Source organism: Klebsiella sp. GL120222-02, assembly GCF_003097195.1.
In the GTDB taxonomy this organism is placed as follows: Bacteria; Pseudomonadota; Gammaproteobacteria; order Enterobacterales; family Enterobacteriaceae; genus Klebsiella; species Klebsiella variicola.
This window is the reverse complement of sequence record NZ_QEQO01000009.1, coordinates 81,202-99,005: the sequence shown is the minus strand read 5'-3', so window position 1 is coordinate 99,005 and position 17,804 is coordinate 81,202. Positions and strand designations below refer to the sequence as shown.

Here is a 17,804-nt window from a genome sequence, read left to right as displayed (position 1 = left end):
CTAAAACTCAAACTGATAGAGCAAATCGAGCGCCTGGTCAATGCCAGACACCGCTTCCACATATAGCCTAGGCATCAGGCGATAACGTAAAGTCAGCGTCGCCAGGGAGTCGAAAATACCGACCCCATATTTTACCTGCAGACCCGGCAGTACATAGCCGCTGACCACCACCTGGGAAGAGTCGCCTACCCCTTCGGTGTCCAACGCCAAATTGCTTACGCCAAACGTCTCGCCGATTTTACCCACAACCTGACCACTTTGTGCAACCCCCATTCCAATAAGCATTGAGGTCATCGCGGCGCTATCGCTCTGTCCGCTGCTCAAACCCTGGCCGCGCAGCAGATAAGATAGCGCTTCCTGCTGGGACATCACCGGGTCAGAGAAGATCTCCGCTTTCGGCTGATCGGCGGAGCCGGTGACGCGAACGCCGGCGATCACATCGTCTTCGGTAGCATCCGGGTTACGAATCGCTTCGATATTCAGCAGCGGCTGATCCGGCGGACCGGAGAACAGCAGCTCCCCTTTGCGAACAATCAGATCCTGACCATAGGCGTGGAAGCGGCCGTCCGGAATATTGATCTGCCCGTTGAGGCCCAAGCCTTGCTTGTCCTGCGCCACTTTCAAATCACCGGTCAGACGCGCTTTCAGACCAAAGGCTTCCAGACGCACGTTGTTGCCGACGTGAATCGTCAGGTTGCTGTTGATCGGGATACCGGCGCTCTGCTGATTAATCGGCTTGAGGTTTTTATCCAGCATCACTTCATCAGAGGAGACGCCAACCGCGCTCTCTGGCACCTCGTTGACCACGATCCGCGCCCAGGGCACATCCACCTTGCCATCAAGGCTGAACAGGCTCGGCGTGGCGGTAAACACCACGTCCGGCGACACATCGAGACGCACCATCGGCGGCACGGTGATCCGCACCCGGCTGCCCTTCGCCGCAATCTGCGCCCGCCAGTTATCGATCTGCGTCCAGTCGGCGTTACCGCTGAGAGCGATTTGCCCCTGGCGGGTGTTCACCGTCCCCTGCAGGGTGGAGCGCGTGCCGTTGAAGTTCATCGCCAGCTGGCTCGGCTGCATATCAAACGGCATGAAGTTGCCATCGATATCCACCCCGCTCAGCTGCATCTGGCCGAACAGCTGCGGGCTTTTTACGTTGCCGCCCAGACGCAGACGGGCGTTGAGCCTCCCCTCGGCTTTTTCGCCGCGAGCGAAAATCGGGTTGATCATCGCCAGCGAGAAGTTGCTGATATTGACGTTGCCGCCGAGATTACGCCGCCCCTGCGGGTCGGTGACCTGCACCTGCCCATCCAGTTGACCATTGTTGGTCAGGCGGATAAGCCAGCCCAGCTCGGCGCGATTGTTATGCAGGTCGGCGCTGAGGTTCAGCGTATCGAATGCCACCGGCAGCGGCGCGTCGTTGACCACCTGGGTCACCTTGACGTTGCGCCCGCTGAGGGTCACTTTGCCCTGCGGCAGCCCCTCTTTGGTGGTGTCCCAGCTCACATCGGCATTACCGGTAAACACGCCGCTGGCCTGGGTCGCCTCCGGCATAAACGGCTTAAGCATCGCCAGATCGAAGCGGTTGAGGTTCACTCGCGCCCGCCCGCTGGCGCCCGCGTCGATGGTCTGCGGGACGCAAAGCTCGGCGTTCGGGTTGGTCCAGCAGTGTGGCCCAATGCTGATTTTCTGCTCCTGGTTGCGGTAGTCCAGCGCAATGCTGCGCGTCAGCGCTACCGGCCCTACCGGCGTCTGGAAGCGGGTATCGCTCAGCGAGCCTCTCCAGCGTTCGGCCTGACGATCGAAGCTGCCTGCCAGCGTCAGCTGGCCGGAAACCGGATCGCCCTGCACGCGCAGCCGCAGCTCATGCTGCTTCTCAGTACCTTTGGCATTGAGCTGCACCAAACTGATATTGACCCCCGGCTGGCTAATGCGATCGACCCGCACATCCAGATTACCGCCAATCTGATCGGTGGATTTCACGTCCCCTTTGACGTTGACCTGGGCGATCGTCAGTTCCTGCCAGCGCAGCGCCCGGGCGGTGATGTCGGCCAGAAGCTGCGGCGCATCGACAGTGCCGCGCACTTTCACCAGCCCCTTCGCCGTTCCGCCAAGCCCCGGCAATGCATTATCCAGATGCGGGGCATCGATAGTGGCGTCGAGGTTAAGATCCTTCACCCCAAGCTCACCTTTGATATCGGCGCTGTTTGGGCCTAACGCCAGGTGCAGGCCCGGGATTTTCCACTGCAGATAGCTGTTACCCTGCAGCGAGCCCGAAACATCCACTTTGTTCTGCTTCACGTTGCCGGTAATTTTCAGCTCCGGCACCGACATCTGCCAGCTGCCGCCGTACAGGCTGCCCTGGGTCTTGATCATGCCGTTGAGCTTCGACGGCCAGTCCGGCACCTCTTTGGCGGTGTTGATCCCATCGAGGGTCAGCTCGCCGCGCCAGCTGATCGCCTGCTGCCAGTCGAGCAGCGCCTTCAGCTCGGTTTTCCCTTCCAGGGCGTTGACCGTCAGCTTGTCGAGATTAATCTGCCGCTCATTGCCTTTGGCGTTGAGGGTGATTTTCGCCGGCGGCAGCGACTGACCTTTCACCGCCGTGGAGAAGGCCAGCGCGTAGTCGGTCATTTTGCCGCTAAACTTCAGCTGGACGTCGTCGGCCTGGAACTGCTTCTCGCCGCTGAATGGCCAGGCGAGCTGCTTACTCTTCAGCTCCATATTGAGCGGCAGCCCGGCCTCCGCCAGCTGCGCATCCGCGCGCAGCGTGGCCGCGACCGGCCCGCTTAAGTCCACCCCGACCTTAAGCGTTTTACGCACTTCGCCGCCCACCTTCAGCTGCACCTTCTCCCCTTTCATCGGGTCAACGTTCAGCGTTCCGGCGAGGGTAATGTCCACCGGCCAGTTATCCTGCAATTGCGCGTGGCCCGAGGCGCTGACCTTGCCCTGATCGGAGTCGATATCGAGGGCGTCGAGCTTCATCTGACCGTCGATACTGCTGACTTTCAGCAGCAGGTTATACACGGTGATGTCGGTATCGCCGGTCAGGCGTAGTTGTTCCCCGCGGAACGCCTGAATATTGAGGTTCAGCGGCAGATGGACATCGGTCATTGCCGGCAGCACCGGCTGCGAGAAGAGGTCGGTCATCGTCTCGCCGAGCGGTTTTTCCTGCGGCTTCGGGTTGTCGATTTTCGGCTCGACCACCTGCTCCTGCGCCACTTTCGCCACTTTCGGCAGGGCGATCAGCAGCCCCTGCAGCGAGGTCGGCGTCAGGGTCAGGTTTTTCTCCTGCCAGTTCAGGCCGGTGGAAAAATCGCGCACGGACACTGCGGTATCGTCGATTTTGACGTTGACGTTATGCAGTGCGACGCGGCTGAGGGTGATCGGATAAGGGGTGGAGAGATTCAGCGGCCCGCTGTCTTCTTCCTCGACCGGCGCGGCGGGCGGCATCTTCTTCGTATCGACGGCAACGTAAATATCGCGCAGCGCGATGTCGTTTACGCACAGGCTGCTGTCCCACAGGCAGCGCAACCTAACGCTGAGGTGAAACTGACCGGCGGTGACCGCCACCCCGGGCTGCTCGTAGCGGACATTATCGAGGGTTAAATCACGCCAGCCACCGGTGACTTTGCCGATATCCAGCCCCGGTACCCAGCGATCCGCCGCTTTGAACACCAGATGCAAGCCGGTGGTCGTCCCCACCAGGAACCCGACGGTGCCCAGCAGGAGCACCAACACGATTAAGACGCCGAGGCTTATTTTCTTCCATAAACTCATAATTCAGGCCCCAGACCGATGTAAAACTGTAAACCATGCTCTTCTTTGTCGCCGATCGGCCGGGCGATATCCAGCTTGATCGGCCCCACCGGCGACTGCCAGCGCACGCCCACCCCGGCGCCGGTTTTGAAATCGCTCTCGCGAATATCGCTGACCGCTTCGCCGCTATCGACAAACACGGCGCCCCACCATTTACCACTGACGTTGTACTGATACTCCAGCGAGCCGGTCGCCAGCTTCGAGGCCCCGATCAGCTTGCCGTCATCGTCCTTCGGCGAGATAGATTTGTATTTATAGCCGCGAATACTGCGGTCGCCCCCGGCGAAAAAGCGCAGATCCGGCGGCACCTTGTCAAAGTTATCCGCTTCGATCCAGCCAAGGTTGCCGCGCACCACAAAGCGGTGGCGGTCATAGAGGGTACGGATCCAGACGTCCTGGGCCTGCATCACGATGAAGTTGATGTCCGAGCCCCACATGGTGTTGGAGTAGTCCACGGAGTAGCGCTGTGAATCGCCCCAGGTGGGCATCAGACCGCCGCGAGAGCGAGTGCGGTTCACCGAGACCCCAGGGTAAATCAGCATGGTGGTGTTGGTGACGTTCGCCTGGGTAAAGTGGTCCAGGCTCCAGCGCAGGTTGATCGCCCGCTGCCAGCCGCTCGACATCTCCCAGAAACGCGATACACCAAGCGTGGTGGAGTCGGCCTGGGTGTCATTAAGATCGGTGCGCTTAAAGCCGCCCTGCATCAGATAGTACTGCTCGAGCGGGCTCTTCAACAGCGGGACTTTATAGGTAAAGTCGAACTGCTGCTCCGGAGCGGAGAGGCTGACGCTGGAGGTCAGGCTGTGGCCATACGAGTTCATCCACGGTTTTTTCCACGTGGCTTTCACGCGCGGCCCGACATCGGTTGAAAAACCAACCCCGGTTTCCACGGTGTTCTCTTTGCGTGGCGAAACAACGCCCTGCAGAGGCAGCACCTTGGTTTTCCGTGACTTAGCGAAATCAGGCGCCACCACGACTGAACTGAACCAGCCGGTCGCCGCCAGGCGGCGGTTTAGCTCGGCCAGATCCTGCGAGGTGTAGTAGTCGCCCTCTTTAAACGGCACGAGGTTTTGCAGGTATTCATCGCGAATTTGCGATCCGGAGAAGGTGACGTGACCAAAGCGATAGCGCTCGCCGCTGTCGTAATCGATATCCCAGAACGCCTGGTGGCGGTCAAGGGAGACCCCGAGCTGGCTTTTGTTGAACTCGCTGTCAAAGTAGCCTTTGCGCAGGGCGACGCGGGTCAACGAGCTCTTGAAACCGTCATAATCGCCATGGTTCAGCACCGTCCCGATGGCCGGACGCGTTTTTAGCAGCGCCAGATAGTCGCTATCGGTACGGGCGCCGCCGCGCAGAATGACCTCGGTTCCACCAATGCGCACCGGTTCACCCGGGGTCACTTTGGCGATCAGCACCTGACGCCCCCTTTTCGGCGGCGGACGTAAATCAAATTCAATCGTCGGCTCGTAATAACCCAGCGCTTTCAGACCTTCGCGAATGGCGTCATCGACGCGCGCGCGAAAGCGACGATCCGGCGTGACCTCATCACTCTGGATGGTGGAAAGCTGGGCGCGAACGTTTCTCTCCAGCTCCCCGGATAATCCCTCAACCTGCAAACGCACATTCGCTGCGCTGGCGACCCCGCTGACCAGCAAAAGGCTGGTGATACATAACTGGCGGATTTTTAGCACATTTTCTCCTGAATCTCCCTGTTTCCCCCTACAGGAAACACTGGCGCCGCTCCACGGCTTAACAAAACCCTAACAACCAGGGTTGAAAAAGTGGCAATAACCCAAATAATTCTTATGTATTAATCTAGACGTATTACGCGTGTTTATTGTGTTAAAAGACACGCTTCGTTACAACCTTAACGACGATTTCTGTATTGAGAGGCCAACCGTGAGTCTATTTGATAAAACGCATCTTGTCGCCCAGGCGGATGCGCTGCCTGGACGCAATACCCCCATGCCAGTGGCGACGCTCCACGCAGTTAACGGCCACTCGATGACCAACGTCCCGGCGGGGATGGAAGTGGCGCTGTTCGCCATGGGCTGCTTCTGGGGAGTGGAGCGCCTGTTCTGGCAATTGCCGGGGGTTTACAGCACCGCCGCAGGCTATACCGGCGGCTATACGCCAAATCCGACCTATCGCGAAGTGTGCAGCGGTCAGACCGGTCACGCGGAAGCAGTGCGCGTGGTTTACGATCCGCAGGTCATTAGCTATGAGCAGTTATTACAGGTGTTCTGGGAAAATCACGATCCGGCGCAGGGCATGCGACAGGGCAACGACCACGGTACCCAGTACCGTTCGGCGATTTACCCGCTGACGCCGGAACAAACGGCAGCGGCAAAGGCCAGCCTCGCCCGCTTCCAGGCGGCGATGAACGACGCGCACGATACTCGTCACATCACTACCGAGATCGCTACCGCCAAACCCTTCTACTATGCCGAAGACGATCATCAGCAGTATCTGTATAAAAACCCGCACGGCTATTGCGGCATCGGCGGCATCGGCGTGTGCCTGCCGCCTCAGTAACAACCCGATTGCGCTATCGGGGAGTGGTGGTTAATCAGAAAAGACCGGGCCCGCAGGGAAGTGGGCCAGAAATGCCGTCACGGTTAACCATTCACGCAATGACGGAAACGTCATCTCTTTCTCTGCCAATGCCCGATCGAAAGCGATTAGCGAATCGATGCCTGCCGTTCCGAACACGCCCCCGGCCCATAGTATTCTTTGCGCCTGGTCCCGCGCCCAGCCACTCTCGCTACGCCAGGCAAGGATATGCAGCAGAGCCTGTAATAAAGAGGCGACGTGGGTGCGCTGCTCTTTCACCAGCCGGCGGTAAACAGGCAGAGCAACACTTCTTATAATGTCGATACTCTCCCATACCGCCTCGTCTTTCAGCAGCCTCCCGGCCTCTTCGCACAGACGATTATGGGTAATAACCTCTTTTTTCTCGATGGTCTTCCCGGCAGCAATCACCATCCCACCCAGCAAATAGAGCGACTCTGGCAATAATGGCAAAACAACCCGCCGTTCTCTGGCAAGCTGCTGTCCGGCATAAAGGCAGTTAACCACTGTTTTTTGGACGTTGTATGGCTCGCTGTGGCTATCGAGGAGGTGTAACTCAGGTACCAGGTGATTCACTAAATCCACCGCCCGGACAGAGTGAAGAATAATGCTGCTCTGTTCGGAGGTCTGTATTCTCTGCACATCCAGTAAAACAGTCTCTTCCATTTTATTTTCCCTCTGTTATACGTACTTGCACAACGCCCATGCTGGGACGCATCTGATTCCAGCCTTCGCTTAATCGCGCAGCATCAGTCATACCCCACCTCAAAACAGGGTTGAAAGAGAGGACATAAACTTAGGTAAGGTATTTATCAGCGCAACGAGAGTGAGCAACAAACAAAAGAGATAGCTGATCGCCATGCATATTTGTAATAACCGTGGCGCCTTGTATCCTTTATTAATATCCTTTCGCCACAGCAGCAGGCAAATAAACAAGCCGGCGACCGGCGTGGATACCGCCGTTGCCACATTCGCTAAGTAAATTAACTGCACCGGCGAACCGCCAAAGCTAAAGCAGATTAACCCCGCCACCACCAGCACCACCATGGATCCCCACTGGACCGCTTTACTCTCCAGCGCGGTAGATTTATTGAAGCCGGAATTGAGCAGCACAACCCCACGCTGAGTATTCCCCAGTAGAGATGAGAAACCCGCCCCCAATAGGGCGACACCCATAATGTATTTTGCCGCCCGTCCCATACTGGGCGTTAACAAATCGGCCAGCTGCGTCGGCGTATTGATTGATATCCCTTGCGGAAAAAGGACGATGGCCCCCACCAGAATAATCGCCCCGCTGATCAGCAGCACACCGATAATATGGGCGACGGTATCCGCCACCATCACGCCATTAAAGAGGTCATCTTTTTTCCATTTTTTCTCTTTGCCAAGGTAAGTGCCGTAGATCCCGGTCGTCAGGGAGGCATTGGTACTGATAAAGCCCAGGGCGGTGACTAAACTCCCCGCAGGAAACATCCAATGCGTTAACCCTTCGCCACTGGCTTTCCAGTCTGGTCCCCCCGTCCCTACCAGGGTAATATAAAAAGCGATAATCATTGCCACAATACAAATAGTGATCCCTTTTTCGACTTTGGAATAAACGCCTTTAGAGAAATAGCAATAGATCATCACCGCAATCATAATTAACGCACCGAGTTTCCAGTCAATGCCGAAAACCAGGTTCATGCCGGCCCCGGTACCCGAGATATTCCCCATGGTAAAAAAAAGACAGGCTAAAAAAGTAGCCACCCCCACAAACCCCGAGGCGACTTTACCGTAATAGTGACGTATCGCCTCGATTGACGGCATTCCGGTGAGCATCGAGATACGATAGGTCGTCAACATAAACGTGATCCCCATAAAGGCAATGGGGATCAGCAGCCATAACAAAGAGTAGCCATAGTCCGCCCCTAACATCGACGCGGTGGTGATAGCGCCGGGACCGACAACGACCCCGGTAAGAACAATACCCGGACCAATACGGCGAATTAATTGAGAGAAGGGAAGTTTTTCTATTTGTGCGGGTACAGTGGAAGATGTTTTTTCTAAATTATTCATGACAGCCTCATTATATTATCTTTACAGAATATTATATGGCCAACCTTATATATTGAATAAAATCGGATAGTCCCTGGTAAAACCAACCCGTATTCATGAAGAATACGGGTTTAACATACAAATAATGAATTAAATAACCGCTTTTTTAATACCTGCTTCACGGATAGCCGCTTTGATCTCTTCTTCCGCGCCGGGTTCCAGCGGTAACAACGGTGAACGAACGGTCGCGTGTTCCAGGATGCCACGTTCAACCAGAGCATGTTTCAGCGCGACCGTGCCTTCCATATGCGAGCCACGGTGATAAACGGCCTTGGTAACCGGCAGCAGACGATCGTGAACCGCTTTGGCCTTCACATAATCCTGCGCTTTTCCGGCCTCCAGCAGCTCTAACAGGAGTTCCGGCGCAATATTGCCATACCCCACCAGGAAACCATCAATATCAAAAGCGGTATGCAGCAAATATTCATCATGACAGCTGAGGATCTGTAAATCAGGGCGTTCGCGGCGAATCACCGGAATTTCCGTATCCCAGCGGCGCATATTCCGCACGCCATTTTTCATCGCAAAGACTCCCGGTTGCGCGGAGATATCCAGCATCGTTTCGAGGTTATAGGTGGCTTTCGTGACATCCGGATACTGAAACAGAATAAGCGGCAGGCCGCTCTCTTCGTATACCACGCGATAACGATCCTGCGGCGCCCCTTTTTGGTAGCCAAAACGCAGCCAGCCATGGGAGGGATACAGCAGGCCAGCAGAGGCGCCAGCGTCGACGGCACGCTGTGCTTCCAGCGCCGCCACTTCCGTCCCTTCGCCGGTAATACCGGCGATAACCGGCACGCGGCCTTCGGTCGAGTCCACAAAACTACGGATAACATCGGCCTGCTCCTGCTGAGTCAGGAAGGTACCTTCCCCGGCATGTCCCAGCACCACCAGACCTTTCACGCCTTTCACGCTGCCAAGCCAGGAACCTAAGCGTTTGATCGCTTGATGATCGATGCGTCCATCGCGGGTAAAAGGGGTAACGGGGGCTGGAACAATACCACGCAAATCAAGTGCTTTCATGTTAACTCCTTACACATTTCAACAATAAAGATGATAAAATCCCCTTCTTGAAATCGATTGCAGGAACGATTGCAAGTGAATTGAAATGTCTTCCCTTTACTCCGCAAGATCAAGGGTACTCTGCGAATAAATGCAATTCGAATCACAAAAAAGAGCGGCTTAAATGTTTATCAATCTGCATTACGTGATCTATTTCCCACATTATTGCCTGTTACCGCTCACGCCAATTCAGTTGCGTGGGCGAAATAACTACGAATACAATCTCAGCTGAATTTAAACAGGGAATCGGTCATGGGAAATCAGTCATCTTCAGAGCAAAATGGAAGAACGATCACGATGCAGGATGTGGCACGCGCTGCAGGCGTGAGTGTTTCAACTGTTTCACGCGTGCTGGATGAACGTCTCCCCCCGTCCCGCAGCCCTTCCGCTGAAAAAATACGCGAAGCGGCGAAGCAGCTGGGTTATCGACGTGACTACGTGGCGTCAAGTCTGCGCCGGGGCGATACCGGCACGATAGGCGTTCTGGTGCCCAGATTGACTGATACCGTGACGGCGATGTTCTATGAAGCCGTCTCTCAGGCCGCTGCGCGCCATGGGTATTTCACGGTAGTGGCCACCTGTGGCAACGATCCAGAAACGGAAGAGCGCGCCACGCAATCTCTGTTAGACCGCCGGGTGGACGGCCTGATCCTTTCCACCTGCCGCCTGGGCGATCGCCTGCCCCAGCAGCTACGGGAAAAACAGATCAACCATGTTCTGGCGCTACGTACCGACGGTATAAGCCCATCGGCCATTGGTGATGACGAACTGGGAGGTTATCTGGCGACCCGCCATTTACTGGATTTAGGGCACCGGGAAATCGGCATCATTGCCGGGCCGAATTTTTCATCAAGCACCTTAAACCGGCAAAAGGGTTTCCTGCGTGCCATGCAGGAAGCGCAGGCCGAGGTGAATCCCCAGTGGTGGCGAGATTCCGATTTTACCATTGTGGCCGGTGAAAACGCCGGTTATGAAATACTGAATAGACCTGCGCGCCCCAGCGCCATTTTCGCCGTCAATGATGACCTGGCGATCGGCGTGATGGCGGCGGCACATCGACTCGGACTGGAGATAGGCCGAGACGTTTCTCTGGTGGGTTATAACGACATTCCTTTGGTCAGCCGTCTGCCGATCCCCTTAACCTCGGTAAAAACGCCGCTTGATCAGCTTGCCAGCCATGCTGTCGAGTTACTGTTAAGCAACCATGTGGAAAATCCTCAGCGCTATTCTCTGCCGACGCTGATCCCGCGCGCTTCCACGCGGCCTTATCGCTAAGCGGCGAAGGTTCCCGGCCCAAAGGACGTGACAGGGCCGGGGCAGTATTTAATATTATGCCAGCTAATGTTAGCCGATATTGTTTCTTGCTCGTCGGGGGGAGGGTTATAGCGTAAACGTCATGCCAATACGATACCGTGATTCTGAGATTTTATTTTGGCCGTCATGGTAGCCCTGTTTCCCGAGATAATCATATTCGATATAGGGACTAAACCAGTCATTCCATTTATAGCGTAGCGTGAGCGCATTTTCTGTCGCCGAAGGCTTATCATTTTTATACTTATAGTCGTCATTGACGTGGCGATAGACCGTGCCTTGATATAAGGCGCTCCATTTCGCATTAAATTTATAGGCAACATATAAATCAAGACGATTGACGCTATCCCGATGCGACTCACCGGCACTATTGACCGTTTCATAAGTGTTGTAGTCATAGCGATAACGCAGCCCAAAGGTAAGGTCGGGCGTGGCTTTATAATTAACGCGCAGATAAGGCCGTAGCTGAGTGCCTTTGCTGCTCCAGTGATAGATGCCGCCAGGCTGCAAGGCCCATTTTTCAGCGAATGGCCAGCTATAGTTAACCTCTATTTCATTATAATCGACCGTGCTGTCGCCAAAGGAGTGGGAACCATCAGCTCTGTCAGTACCCTGGTTGCCCTGATGGTTATTTTTGTTGTTTTTGTTATCCATCTCCATACTCGCCCACCAGCCTGTTTCCCATCCCTGACTGACCTTATAGCGGGACTCGTAAGAGTGGCTTCCCGCCCGATATCCTCCCCTGACATCAAAGGTCAGCGCGTGACCGGCTGCAGGAATGCCAAGAACGCAACACATAATAAAAGCGGTTTTTGTATGCATATTTTATCCCTAAAATTAATCATCTTGAAATGAAACGGAAAAGAATATGACCGTATCTATATATTATATAAACCAATGTGAAATCGTTTGCGGTATCGTTTTCAATTACAGATATATTTCTATTACTAAATACGAATGGTCAAGACGGTAAAAATACCGATGCTATTCTCATCACAAATTTTCATCCGCTATTATCATGGCAGATGAATTTCTGTGATCGACTCCGCTCCCTTTATTAGCGGATCATCGACTTCCCTTTCACCTGCAGATGAGTCGCTCTTGTTGCGGGAATTATCCTGCGACGCACCTGTCATCATAAGTACGCGTTTACGCTGACGCGTGGCGGAGAGATAACCGCGTAATTAACAATGATTAATCAATGCTCTGGCGATTTTGCTGACTGTTACGCTATACTACCTTCTGAAATTGCCAGCCCGCGCCTGTGGGCGGGTGTTCAAGTAGCTTCCTTATAGTTCGATCAACTTCCCTTCCGAGGATCTGACCTCAACGGTCAGAAAAGATATGTTAAACAGTATTTTAGTAATACTCTGTCTGATAGCCGTCAGTGCCTTTTTTTCGATATCGGAAATCTCACTGGCCGCCTCACGTAAAATCAAACTGAAACTGCTGGCCGATGAAGGCAACGTCAACGCACAGCGCGTGCTGAAGATGCAGGAGAACCCGGGCACCTTCTTTACCGTCGTGCAAATCGGTCTCAATGCCGTCGCCATTCTTGGCGGTATCGTGGGCGACGCGGCCTTCTCCCCGGCATTTCATAGCCTGCTCAGCGGGTATATGTCACCGGAGCTGTCCGAGCAGCTGAGCTTCATCATCTCTTTTACCCTGGTCACCAGCTTGTTCATCCTGTTTGCTGACCTGACTCCGAAACGCATCGGTATGATTGCGCCCGAAACCGTGGCTCTGCGCATCATCAACCCGATGCGCTTCTGCCTGTTAGTCTTCCGCCCACTGGTGTGGTTGTTTAACGGCATGGCCAACATGATCTTCCGCATCTTCAAACTGCCGATGGTGCGTAAAGACGATATTACTTCCGACGATATCTATGCCGTCGTTGAAGCCGGCGCGCTGGCCGGGGTGCTGCGCAAGCAGGAGCACGAGCTGATTGAGAACGTGTTCGAGCTGGAGTCCCGTACCGTTCCTTCCTCCATGACCTCGCGCGAAAACGTCATTTGGTTTGATTTACACGAAGACGAGCAGAGCCTGAAGAATAAAGTGGCCGAACATCCACACTCGAAATTCCTCGTCTGTAATGAAGATATCGACCACATTATCGGTTACGTCGATTCAAAAGATCTGCTGAACCGCGTACTGGCCAACCAGAGCCTGGTGCTGACCGGCGGCGTGCAGATCCGCAACACGCTGATCGTGCCGGATACCCTGACGCTGTCAGAAGCGCTGGAAAGCTTCAAAACCGCCGGCGAAGATTTCGCGGTGATTATGAATGAATACGCGCTGGTGGTCGGGATCATCACCCTCAACGATGTGATGACCACCCTGATGGGCGACCTCGTCGGCCAGGGGCTGGAAGAGCAGATTGTCGCCCGCGATGAAAACTCGTGGCTGATCGATGGCGGTACGCCGATTGATGACGTGATGCGTGTGCTGGATATCGACGAGTTCCCGCAGTCCGGGAATTACGAGACCATCGGCGGCTTTATGATGTTTATGCTGCGTAAAATCCCGAAACGCACCGACGCGGTGAAGTTCTCCGGGTATAAGTTCGAGGTCGTGGATATCGATAACTACCGGATCGACCAGCTGCTGGTGACCCGTATCGATAACAAGCCAACGGTGCTGGTGCCCAAGCAGGCCGAAGCGGCGGAAAGCCAGAACGCCTGAGCGTAACCCTTCCTCTATTTTCAGGGCGGATAACCATCCGCCCTTTTTATTGCCCAAATGTGACGTCCTCGCACCCACTAAACAAAATTGCTTTATCGGTGGGTTACAGCGATCCGGTCTATTTCACCCGCCTTTTTCGTAAACATAACGGCATCCCACCGGGCGAATATCGCAAACGCTATGCGGAAATGAAGGGCTAAAAACATCAACGGCTCCCATCGGGAGCCGTCTTTTACCTACTACGTACTGCTACGTTTCAGGTTATGCCATCTCAGTTTGCAGACGCAACACCTGACGATTGACTTCGGACATCACTGACAGATGCAGCTTGTCCTTGACCTTCGGGATAAGGATTTTGCCCTTATCAAATTCAAATGCGCCAACGTCCTTGATGTACAACCGTCCACGAAACAGGATCTTCACGTACTTCGCCACTTGCAGCGGATTGTAGCGTTGGAAAATTTTCATTCTTCTCTCCTGCCAGGGTTACGCTCCTGTGGTGCCACAGTTAGCCCACGTATCGGGAGCGCAAATTTTAATGCCCTAAAACTATAGTCCAGAATCTCAGAGGGACCCAGTGTGTATAAGTTTATTTACCGTTTGATGACAATAATTCAGAATTTTCGTTTCGGACATACGATGAAGTAAGTATAAGTCGCCGTTTTTCTACTAATTTGTGCGTCAACACGCAAACTGGCATCCTCATTGCGGGTAATCGCCGCCAATCGCACTTATGATTAAACGAGACCAAGTGGTCGGATCACCTGCATAAAAATGATTAAGGATTACGCATGACCCTACGTAGCATACTGGCCGCCTCGTTACTGCTTCTCCCGCTGCTGGCCACAGCGCATAACTTCGTCGACGGCCAGCGTGTGGCGCCGGTCGGCGTCGCGGATCGGGGAGAACTTATTCTGGATAAGGATAAGTTTAGCTATAAAAACTGGAACAGCTCGCAGCTGGTGGGAAAAGTGCGAGTTATCCAGCACATTGCCGGTCGCTCATCAGCCAAAGAGAAAAATGCCAACCTGATCGAGGCGATTAAAGCGGCAGGTTTCCCGCACGATCGTTACCAGACCACCACCATCGTTAACACCGACGATGCCATTCCGGGCACCGGCATGTTCGTGCGCAGCAGCATTGAGAGTAATAAAAAGCTTTTTCCATGGTCGCAGTTTATCGTCGACAGCAACGGGCTGGTGCGTAAAGCCTGGCAACTGGACGAGAAGAGTTCCGCGATCGTGGTGCTGGATAAGAACGGGCGTGTGCAGTGGGCCAAAGACGGTGCGCTGACCCAGCAGGAGGTGCAGCAGGTGATCGACCTGCTGCATAAATTGCTTAATAAATAGAGACCCTGAAGCCGGGGTTGAGGAAGGATTCACGCGGCGTGTAGTCGAGGGTTTTGCCCTGCCAGTCGTGAACATGCGCCCCGGCGGCCACCGCGACCGCGTGGCCGGCGGCAGTGTCCCAGGTGCTGGTCGGCCCGAAGCGCGGATAGAGCTGGGCCTGGCCTTCCGCCACCAGGCAGAACTTCAGCGAAGATCCGATAGAAGTGGTTTGATGCTCGCCCAGTTGCTCAAGATACTCCTGCAGCTCCGGATCGTTACCGTGAGAGCGACTGATCACCACCAGCGGCGGACGGGCATCGCGGACCTGGATCTGCTTGCGCACCCCGCACTCTTCTTTCCACGCTTTGCCTTTTTCCGCGCTGTACATCACCTTCATCACCGGCGCATAAACCACGCCCAGCGTCGGCTTGCCGTTTTCGATCAGCGCGATATTGACGGTGAATTCGCCGTTACGCTTAATAAACTCTTTGGTGCCGTCCAGCGGGTCGACCAGCCAGTAGCGCTGCCAGTGCTGACGTACCTCCCAGGCCGGCGGGTCCTCCTCGGAAAGAACCGGGGTATCAGGATCCAGCGCCTGCAGGCCGCTGACAATGACGTTGTGCGCTGCGATATCCGCCGCCGTGACCGGAGAATCATCTTTCTTGCTGGCGACGTTGATCGGCTGGTTTCCATCGTAGACTTCCATGATGGCATCGCCCGCGTTCCGTGCAAGCTGACATACTTGTTCTAACATTCTCCACCTCGTCTGGTTACAGTGGCGTTAACTCGTTGTTTTATTTATATCGCATCACTGCGAGTTCCGCTATCTGTGATAACGATGGCGGTTTCTCTGCCCGCTTTTCTGGCAAGATTCACATTTCTGTAAGCAACAGAATATAAATACATTTTCTACTGTGCTATCGCTCATAAAAAAAGGACGCCTCTGATGATTAAGTTTAGCGCAACGCTCCTGGCCACGCTGATCGCCGCCAGCGTCAACGCCGCGACGGTCGACCTGCGGATCATGGAAACCACCGATCTGCACAGCAATATGATGGACTTTGACTATTACAAAGATGCCGCCACGGAGAAATTCGGCCTGGTCCGTACCGCCACCCTGATCGAACAGGCGCGGGCAGAAGCGAAAAACAGCGTGCTGGTGGATAACGGGGATGTTATCCAGGGGAGCCCGTTAGGCGACTACATGGCCGCGAAAGGGTTGAAAGAAGGCGATGTGCATCCGGTGTATAAGGCGATGAATACCCTGAATTACGCCGTCGGCAACCTGGGCAACCATGAATTCAATTATGGCCTCGACTTCCTGCATAAGGCGCTGGCCGGGGCGAAATTCCCCTACGTGAACGCCAATATCATCGATGCCAAAACTGGCAAACCGATGTTTACGCCGTACCTGATCCAGGATACCCGGGTCGTGGACAGCGATGGTCAACCCCATACTCTGCGCATCGGCTATATCGGTTTTGTGCCGCCGCAGATCATGACCTGGGATAAAGCCAATCTCAGCGGTAAAGTGACGGTCAACGACATTACCGAAACCGCGCGCAAATATATCCCGGAGATGCGGGCGAAAGGGGCTGATGTGGTGGTCGTGGTCGCGCACTCCGGCCTCTCCGCCGACCCGTATCAGGCGATGGCCGAGAATTCGGTTTACTACTTAAGCCAGGTGCCCGGCGTGGACGCCATTATGTTCGGCCATGCCCACGCGGTGTTCCCGGGTAAAGACTTCGCCAACATCAAAGGCGCGGATATCGCCAAAGGGACGCTAAACGGCGTACCGGCGGTGATGCCGGGAATGTGGGGCGATCATCTCGGGGTGGTCGATCTGGTGCTAAATAACGACAGCGGTAAATGGCAGGTAACTCAGAGTAAAGCGGAAGCGCGGCCAATCTATGACGCGGTGGCGAAGAAATCACTGGCGGCCGAAGATGGCAAGCTGGTGTCGGTGCTGAAAGCCGATCATGACGCCACTCGCGAATTCGTCAGCAAGCCGATCGGCAAGTCCGCCGACAACATGTACAGCTATCTGGCGCTGGTGCAGGACGACCCGACGGTGCAGGTGGTCAACATGGCGCAGAAAGCCTACGTAGAACACTATATTCAGGGCGACCCGGATCTGGCGAAGCTGCCGGTGCTCTCCGCCGCCGCGCCGTTTAAAGTCGGCGGGCGTAAAAACGATCCGGCGAGCTTTGTCGAAGTGGAGAAAGGCCAGCTCACCTTCCGCAATGCCGCCGACCTCTATCTCTACCCCAACACCCTGGTGGTGATGAAGGTCAGCGGGAAAGAGGTTAAGGAGTGGCTGGAATGCTCTGCCGGACAGTTTAACCAGATCGATCCCGCCAGCAGCAAGCCGCAGTCGCTGATCAACTGGGACGGCTTCCGCACCTACAACTTCGACGTCATTGACGGGGTGAACTACCAGATCGACGTCACTCAGCCGGCCCGCTACGACGGCGAATGCCAGATGATCCATCCGCAGGCAGAGCGTATTAAGCACCTGACCTTCAATGGAAAACCGGTTGATCCGCAGGCCACTTTCCTGGTCGCGACCAATAACTATCGCGCTTACGGCGGCAAATTCGCCGGCACCGGTGAGAGCCATATCGCCTTTGCCTCACCGGATGAAAACCGTTCAGTGCTGGCGGCGTGGATAGGCGCGCAATCGAAGAAGGATGGCGCGATCCATCCGGCGGCGGATAACAACTGGCGTCTGGCGCCGATCCACAGCAACACGCCGTTGGATATTCGTTTTGAGACCTCGCCAGGCGACAAAGCCGCGGCGTTTATCAAAGAGAAAGCACAGTATCCAATGCGCCAGGTGGCCACCGATGATATCGGCTTCGCCATTTATCAGCTGGATTTGAGCAAGTAATGCCTGTTCCCCGGTGGCGCTGCGCTTACCGGGGCTACAAACCGGGGCTG

13 protein-coding genes and 1 pseudogene are annotated in these 17,804 nt (G+C 55.1%); 6 read left to right on the top strand and 8 right to left on the bottom strand.

Annotated features, from left to right (window positions below; genetic code table 11):
- Together tamB and tamA are read right to left on the bottom strand one after the other, a co-directional pair.
- Positions 1-3,777, bottom strand: a complete 3,777-nt coding sequence (gene tamB, locus N438_RS23055; RefSeq protein ID WP_008807150.1) for an autotransporter assembly complex protein TamB — start codon at positions 3,775-3,777, stop codon at positions 1-3.
- Positions 3,774-5,507: an autotransporter assembly complex protein TamA gene (gene tamA, locus N438_RS23050; protein ID WP_008807151.1), complete on the bottom strand. Its 1,734-nt coding sequence runs from the start codon at positions 5,505-5,507 to the stop codon at positions 3,774-3,776. Before tamA ends, tamB begins: the two co-directional genes overlap by 4 nt.
- 208 nt (positions 5,508-5,715) lie before the next feature.
- Here tamA and msrA point away from each other — a divergent pair, with 208 nt between their 5' ends.
- A complete protein-coding gene (gene msrA, locus N438_RS23045; protein ID WP_008807152.1) occupies positions 5,716-6,351 on the top strand; it encodes a peptide-methionine (S)-S-oxide reductase MsrA in 636 nt (211 codons plus the stop codon).
- A 30-nt stretch (positions 6,352-6,381) separates the two neighbouring features.
- Here the strand turns inward: msrA and N438_RS23040 are convergent, their stop codons facing one another.
- The 3 genes from N438_RS23040 to N438_RS23030 all read right to left on the bottom strand — a co-directional run bounded on the left by N438_RS23040 (position 6,382) and on the right by N438_RS23030 (position 9,504).
- Positions 6,382-7,053, bottom strand: a complete 672-nt coding sequence (locus N438_RS23040; protein WP_008807153.1) for a hypothetical protein — start codon at positions 7,051-7,053, stop codon at positions 6,382-6,384.
- A 99-nt stretch (positions 7,054-7,152) separates the two neighbouring features.
- On the bottom strand, positions 7,153-8,442 hold the full coding sequence (locus tag N438_RS23035) for an Nramp family divalent metal transporter (RefSeq protein ID WP_012543094.1): 1,290 nt from the start codon (positions 8,440-8,442) through the stop codon (positions 7,153-7,155).
- Positions 8,443-8,571: 129 nt separating this feature from the next.
- A complete protein-coding gene (locus N438_RS23030; RefSeq protein WP_008807155.1) occupies positions 8,572-9,504 on the bottom strand; it encodes a dihydrodipicolinate synthase family protein in 933 nt (310 codons plus the stop codon).
- 291 nt (positions 9,505-9,795) lie between these two features.
- Here N438_RS23030 and N438_RS23025 point away from each other — a divergent pair, with 291 nt between their 5' ends.
- Positions 9,796-10,818, top strand: a complete 1,023-nt coding sequence (locus N438_RS23025; protein WP_116696531.1) for a LacI family DNA-binding transcriptional regulator — start codon at positions 9,796-9,798, stop codon at positions 10,816-10,818.
- A gap of 105 nt (positions 10,819-10,923) precedes the next feature.
- Here the strand turns inward: N438_RS23025 and N438_RS23020 are convergent, their stop codons facing one another.
- Positions 10,924-11,676, bottom strand: coding sequence for an oligogalacturonate-specific porin KdgM family protein (locus N438_RS23020; protein ID WP_032734067.1), 753 nt, complete (start codon positions 11,674-11,676; stop codon positions 10,924-10,926).
- A gap of 522 nt (positions 11,677-12,198) precedes the next feature.
- On the opposite strand from N438_RS23020, the gene N438_RS23015 reads away from it, so the two are divergent.
- Together N438_RS23015 and N438_RS23010 are read left to right on the top strand one after the other, a co-directional pair.
- The gene (locus N438_RS23015; protein ID WP_008807158.1) at positions 12,199-13,536 is read left to right on the top strand and encodes a hemolysin family protein; all 1,338 of its coding nucleotides are present in this window, start codon (positions 12,199-12,201) and stop codon (positions 13,534-13,536) included.
- Between the two features lie 62 nt (positions 13,537-13,598).
- Positions 13,599-13,736 (top strand): annotated as a pseudogene (locus N438_RS23010) (helix-turn-helix domain-containing protein); the annotation flags it as partial.
- A gap of 61 nt (positions 13,737-13,797) precedes the next feature.
- Here N438_RS23010 and N438_RS23005 read toward each other — a convergent pair.
- Positions 13,798-14,004 carry a DUF1107 domain-containing protein gene (locus N438_RS23005; RefSeq protein WP_002886707.1) on the bottom strand — a complete coding sequence of 69 codons (207 nt, stop codon included), beginning with the start codon at positions 14,002-14,004 and terminating at the stop codon, positions 13,798-13,800.
- A 323-nt stretch (positions 14,005-14,327) separates the two neighbouring features.
- Between N438_RS23005 and N438_RS23000 the strand changes: the two genes are divergently transcribed.
- Positions 14,328-14,885 (top strand): YtfJ family protein, encoded by a 558-nt coding sequence (locus N438_RS23000; protein ID WP_032731792.1) that lies wholly within the window; start codon positions 14,328-14,330, stop codon positions 14,883-14,885.
- On the opposite strand, the gene cysQ is transcribed toward N438_RS23000, so the two are convergent.
- The gene (gene cysQ, locus N438_RS22995; RefSeq protein WP_116696530.1) at positions 14,875-15,618 is read right to left on the bottom strand and encodes a 3'(2'),5'-bisphosphate nucleotidase CysQ; all 744 of its coding nucleotides are present in this window, start codon (positions 15,616-15,618) and stop codon (positions 14,875-14,877) included. The genes N438_RS23000 and cysQ overlap by 11 nt on opposite strands.
- Before the next feature lie 192 nt (positions 15,619-15,810).
- On the opposite strand from cysQ, the gene cpdB reads away from it, so the two are divergent.
- Entirely contained in the window at positions 15,811-17,754 is a 1,944-nt protein-coding gene (gene cpdB / locus N438_RS22990) for a 2',3'-cyclic-nucleotide 2'-phosphodiesterase (RefSeq protein WP_116696529.1), read from the top strand.
- Positions 17,755-17,804 lie beyond the last annotated feature (50 nt).

Coding starts and splice junctions, on each gene's coding strand:
- cysQ (WP_116696530.1), bottom strand. CDS start 15,618: ATGTTAGAACAAGTATGTCAGCTTGCACGGAACGCGGGCGATGCCATC.
- tamB (WP_008807150.1), bottom strand. CDS start 3,777: ATGAGTTTATGGAAGAAAATAAGCCTCGGCGTCTTAATCGTGTTGGTG.
- N438_RS23030 (WP_008807155.1), bottom strand. CDS start 9,504: ATGAAAGCACTTGATTTGCGTGGTATTGTTCCAGCCCCCGTTACCCCT.
- cpdB (WP_116696529.1), top strand. CDS start 15,811: ATGATTAAGTTTAGCGCAACGCTCCTGGCCACGCTGATCGCCGCCAGC.
- N438_RS23000 (WP_032731792.1), top strand. CDS start 14,328: ATGACCCTACGTAGCATACTGGCCGCCTCGTTACTGCTTCTCCCGCTG.
- N438_RS23005 (WP_002886707.1), bottom strand. CDS start 14,004: ATGAAAATTTTCCAACGCTACAATCCGCTGCAAGTGGCGAAGTACGTG.
- N438_RS23025 (WP_116696531.1), top strand. CDS start 9,796: ATGGGAAATCAGTCATCTTCAGAGCAAAATGGAAGAACGATCACGATG.
- N438_RS23020 (WP_032734067.1), bottom strand. CDS start 11,676: ATGCATACAAAAACCGCTTTTATTATGTGTTGCGTTCTTGGCATTCCT.
- N438_RS23040 (WP_008807153.1), bottom strand. CDS start 7,053: ATGGAAGAGACTGTTTTACTGGATGTGCAGAGAATACAGACCTCCGAA.
- N438_RS23015 (WP_008807158.1), top strand. CDS start 12,199: ATGTTAAACAGTATTTTAGTAATACTCTGTCTGATAGCCGTCAGTGCC.
- N438_RS23035 (WP_012543094.1), bottom strand. CDS start 8,442: ATGAATAATTTAGAAAAAACATCTTCCACTGTACCCGCACAAATAGAA.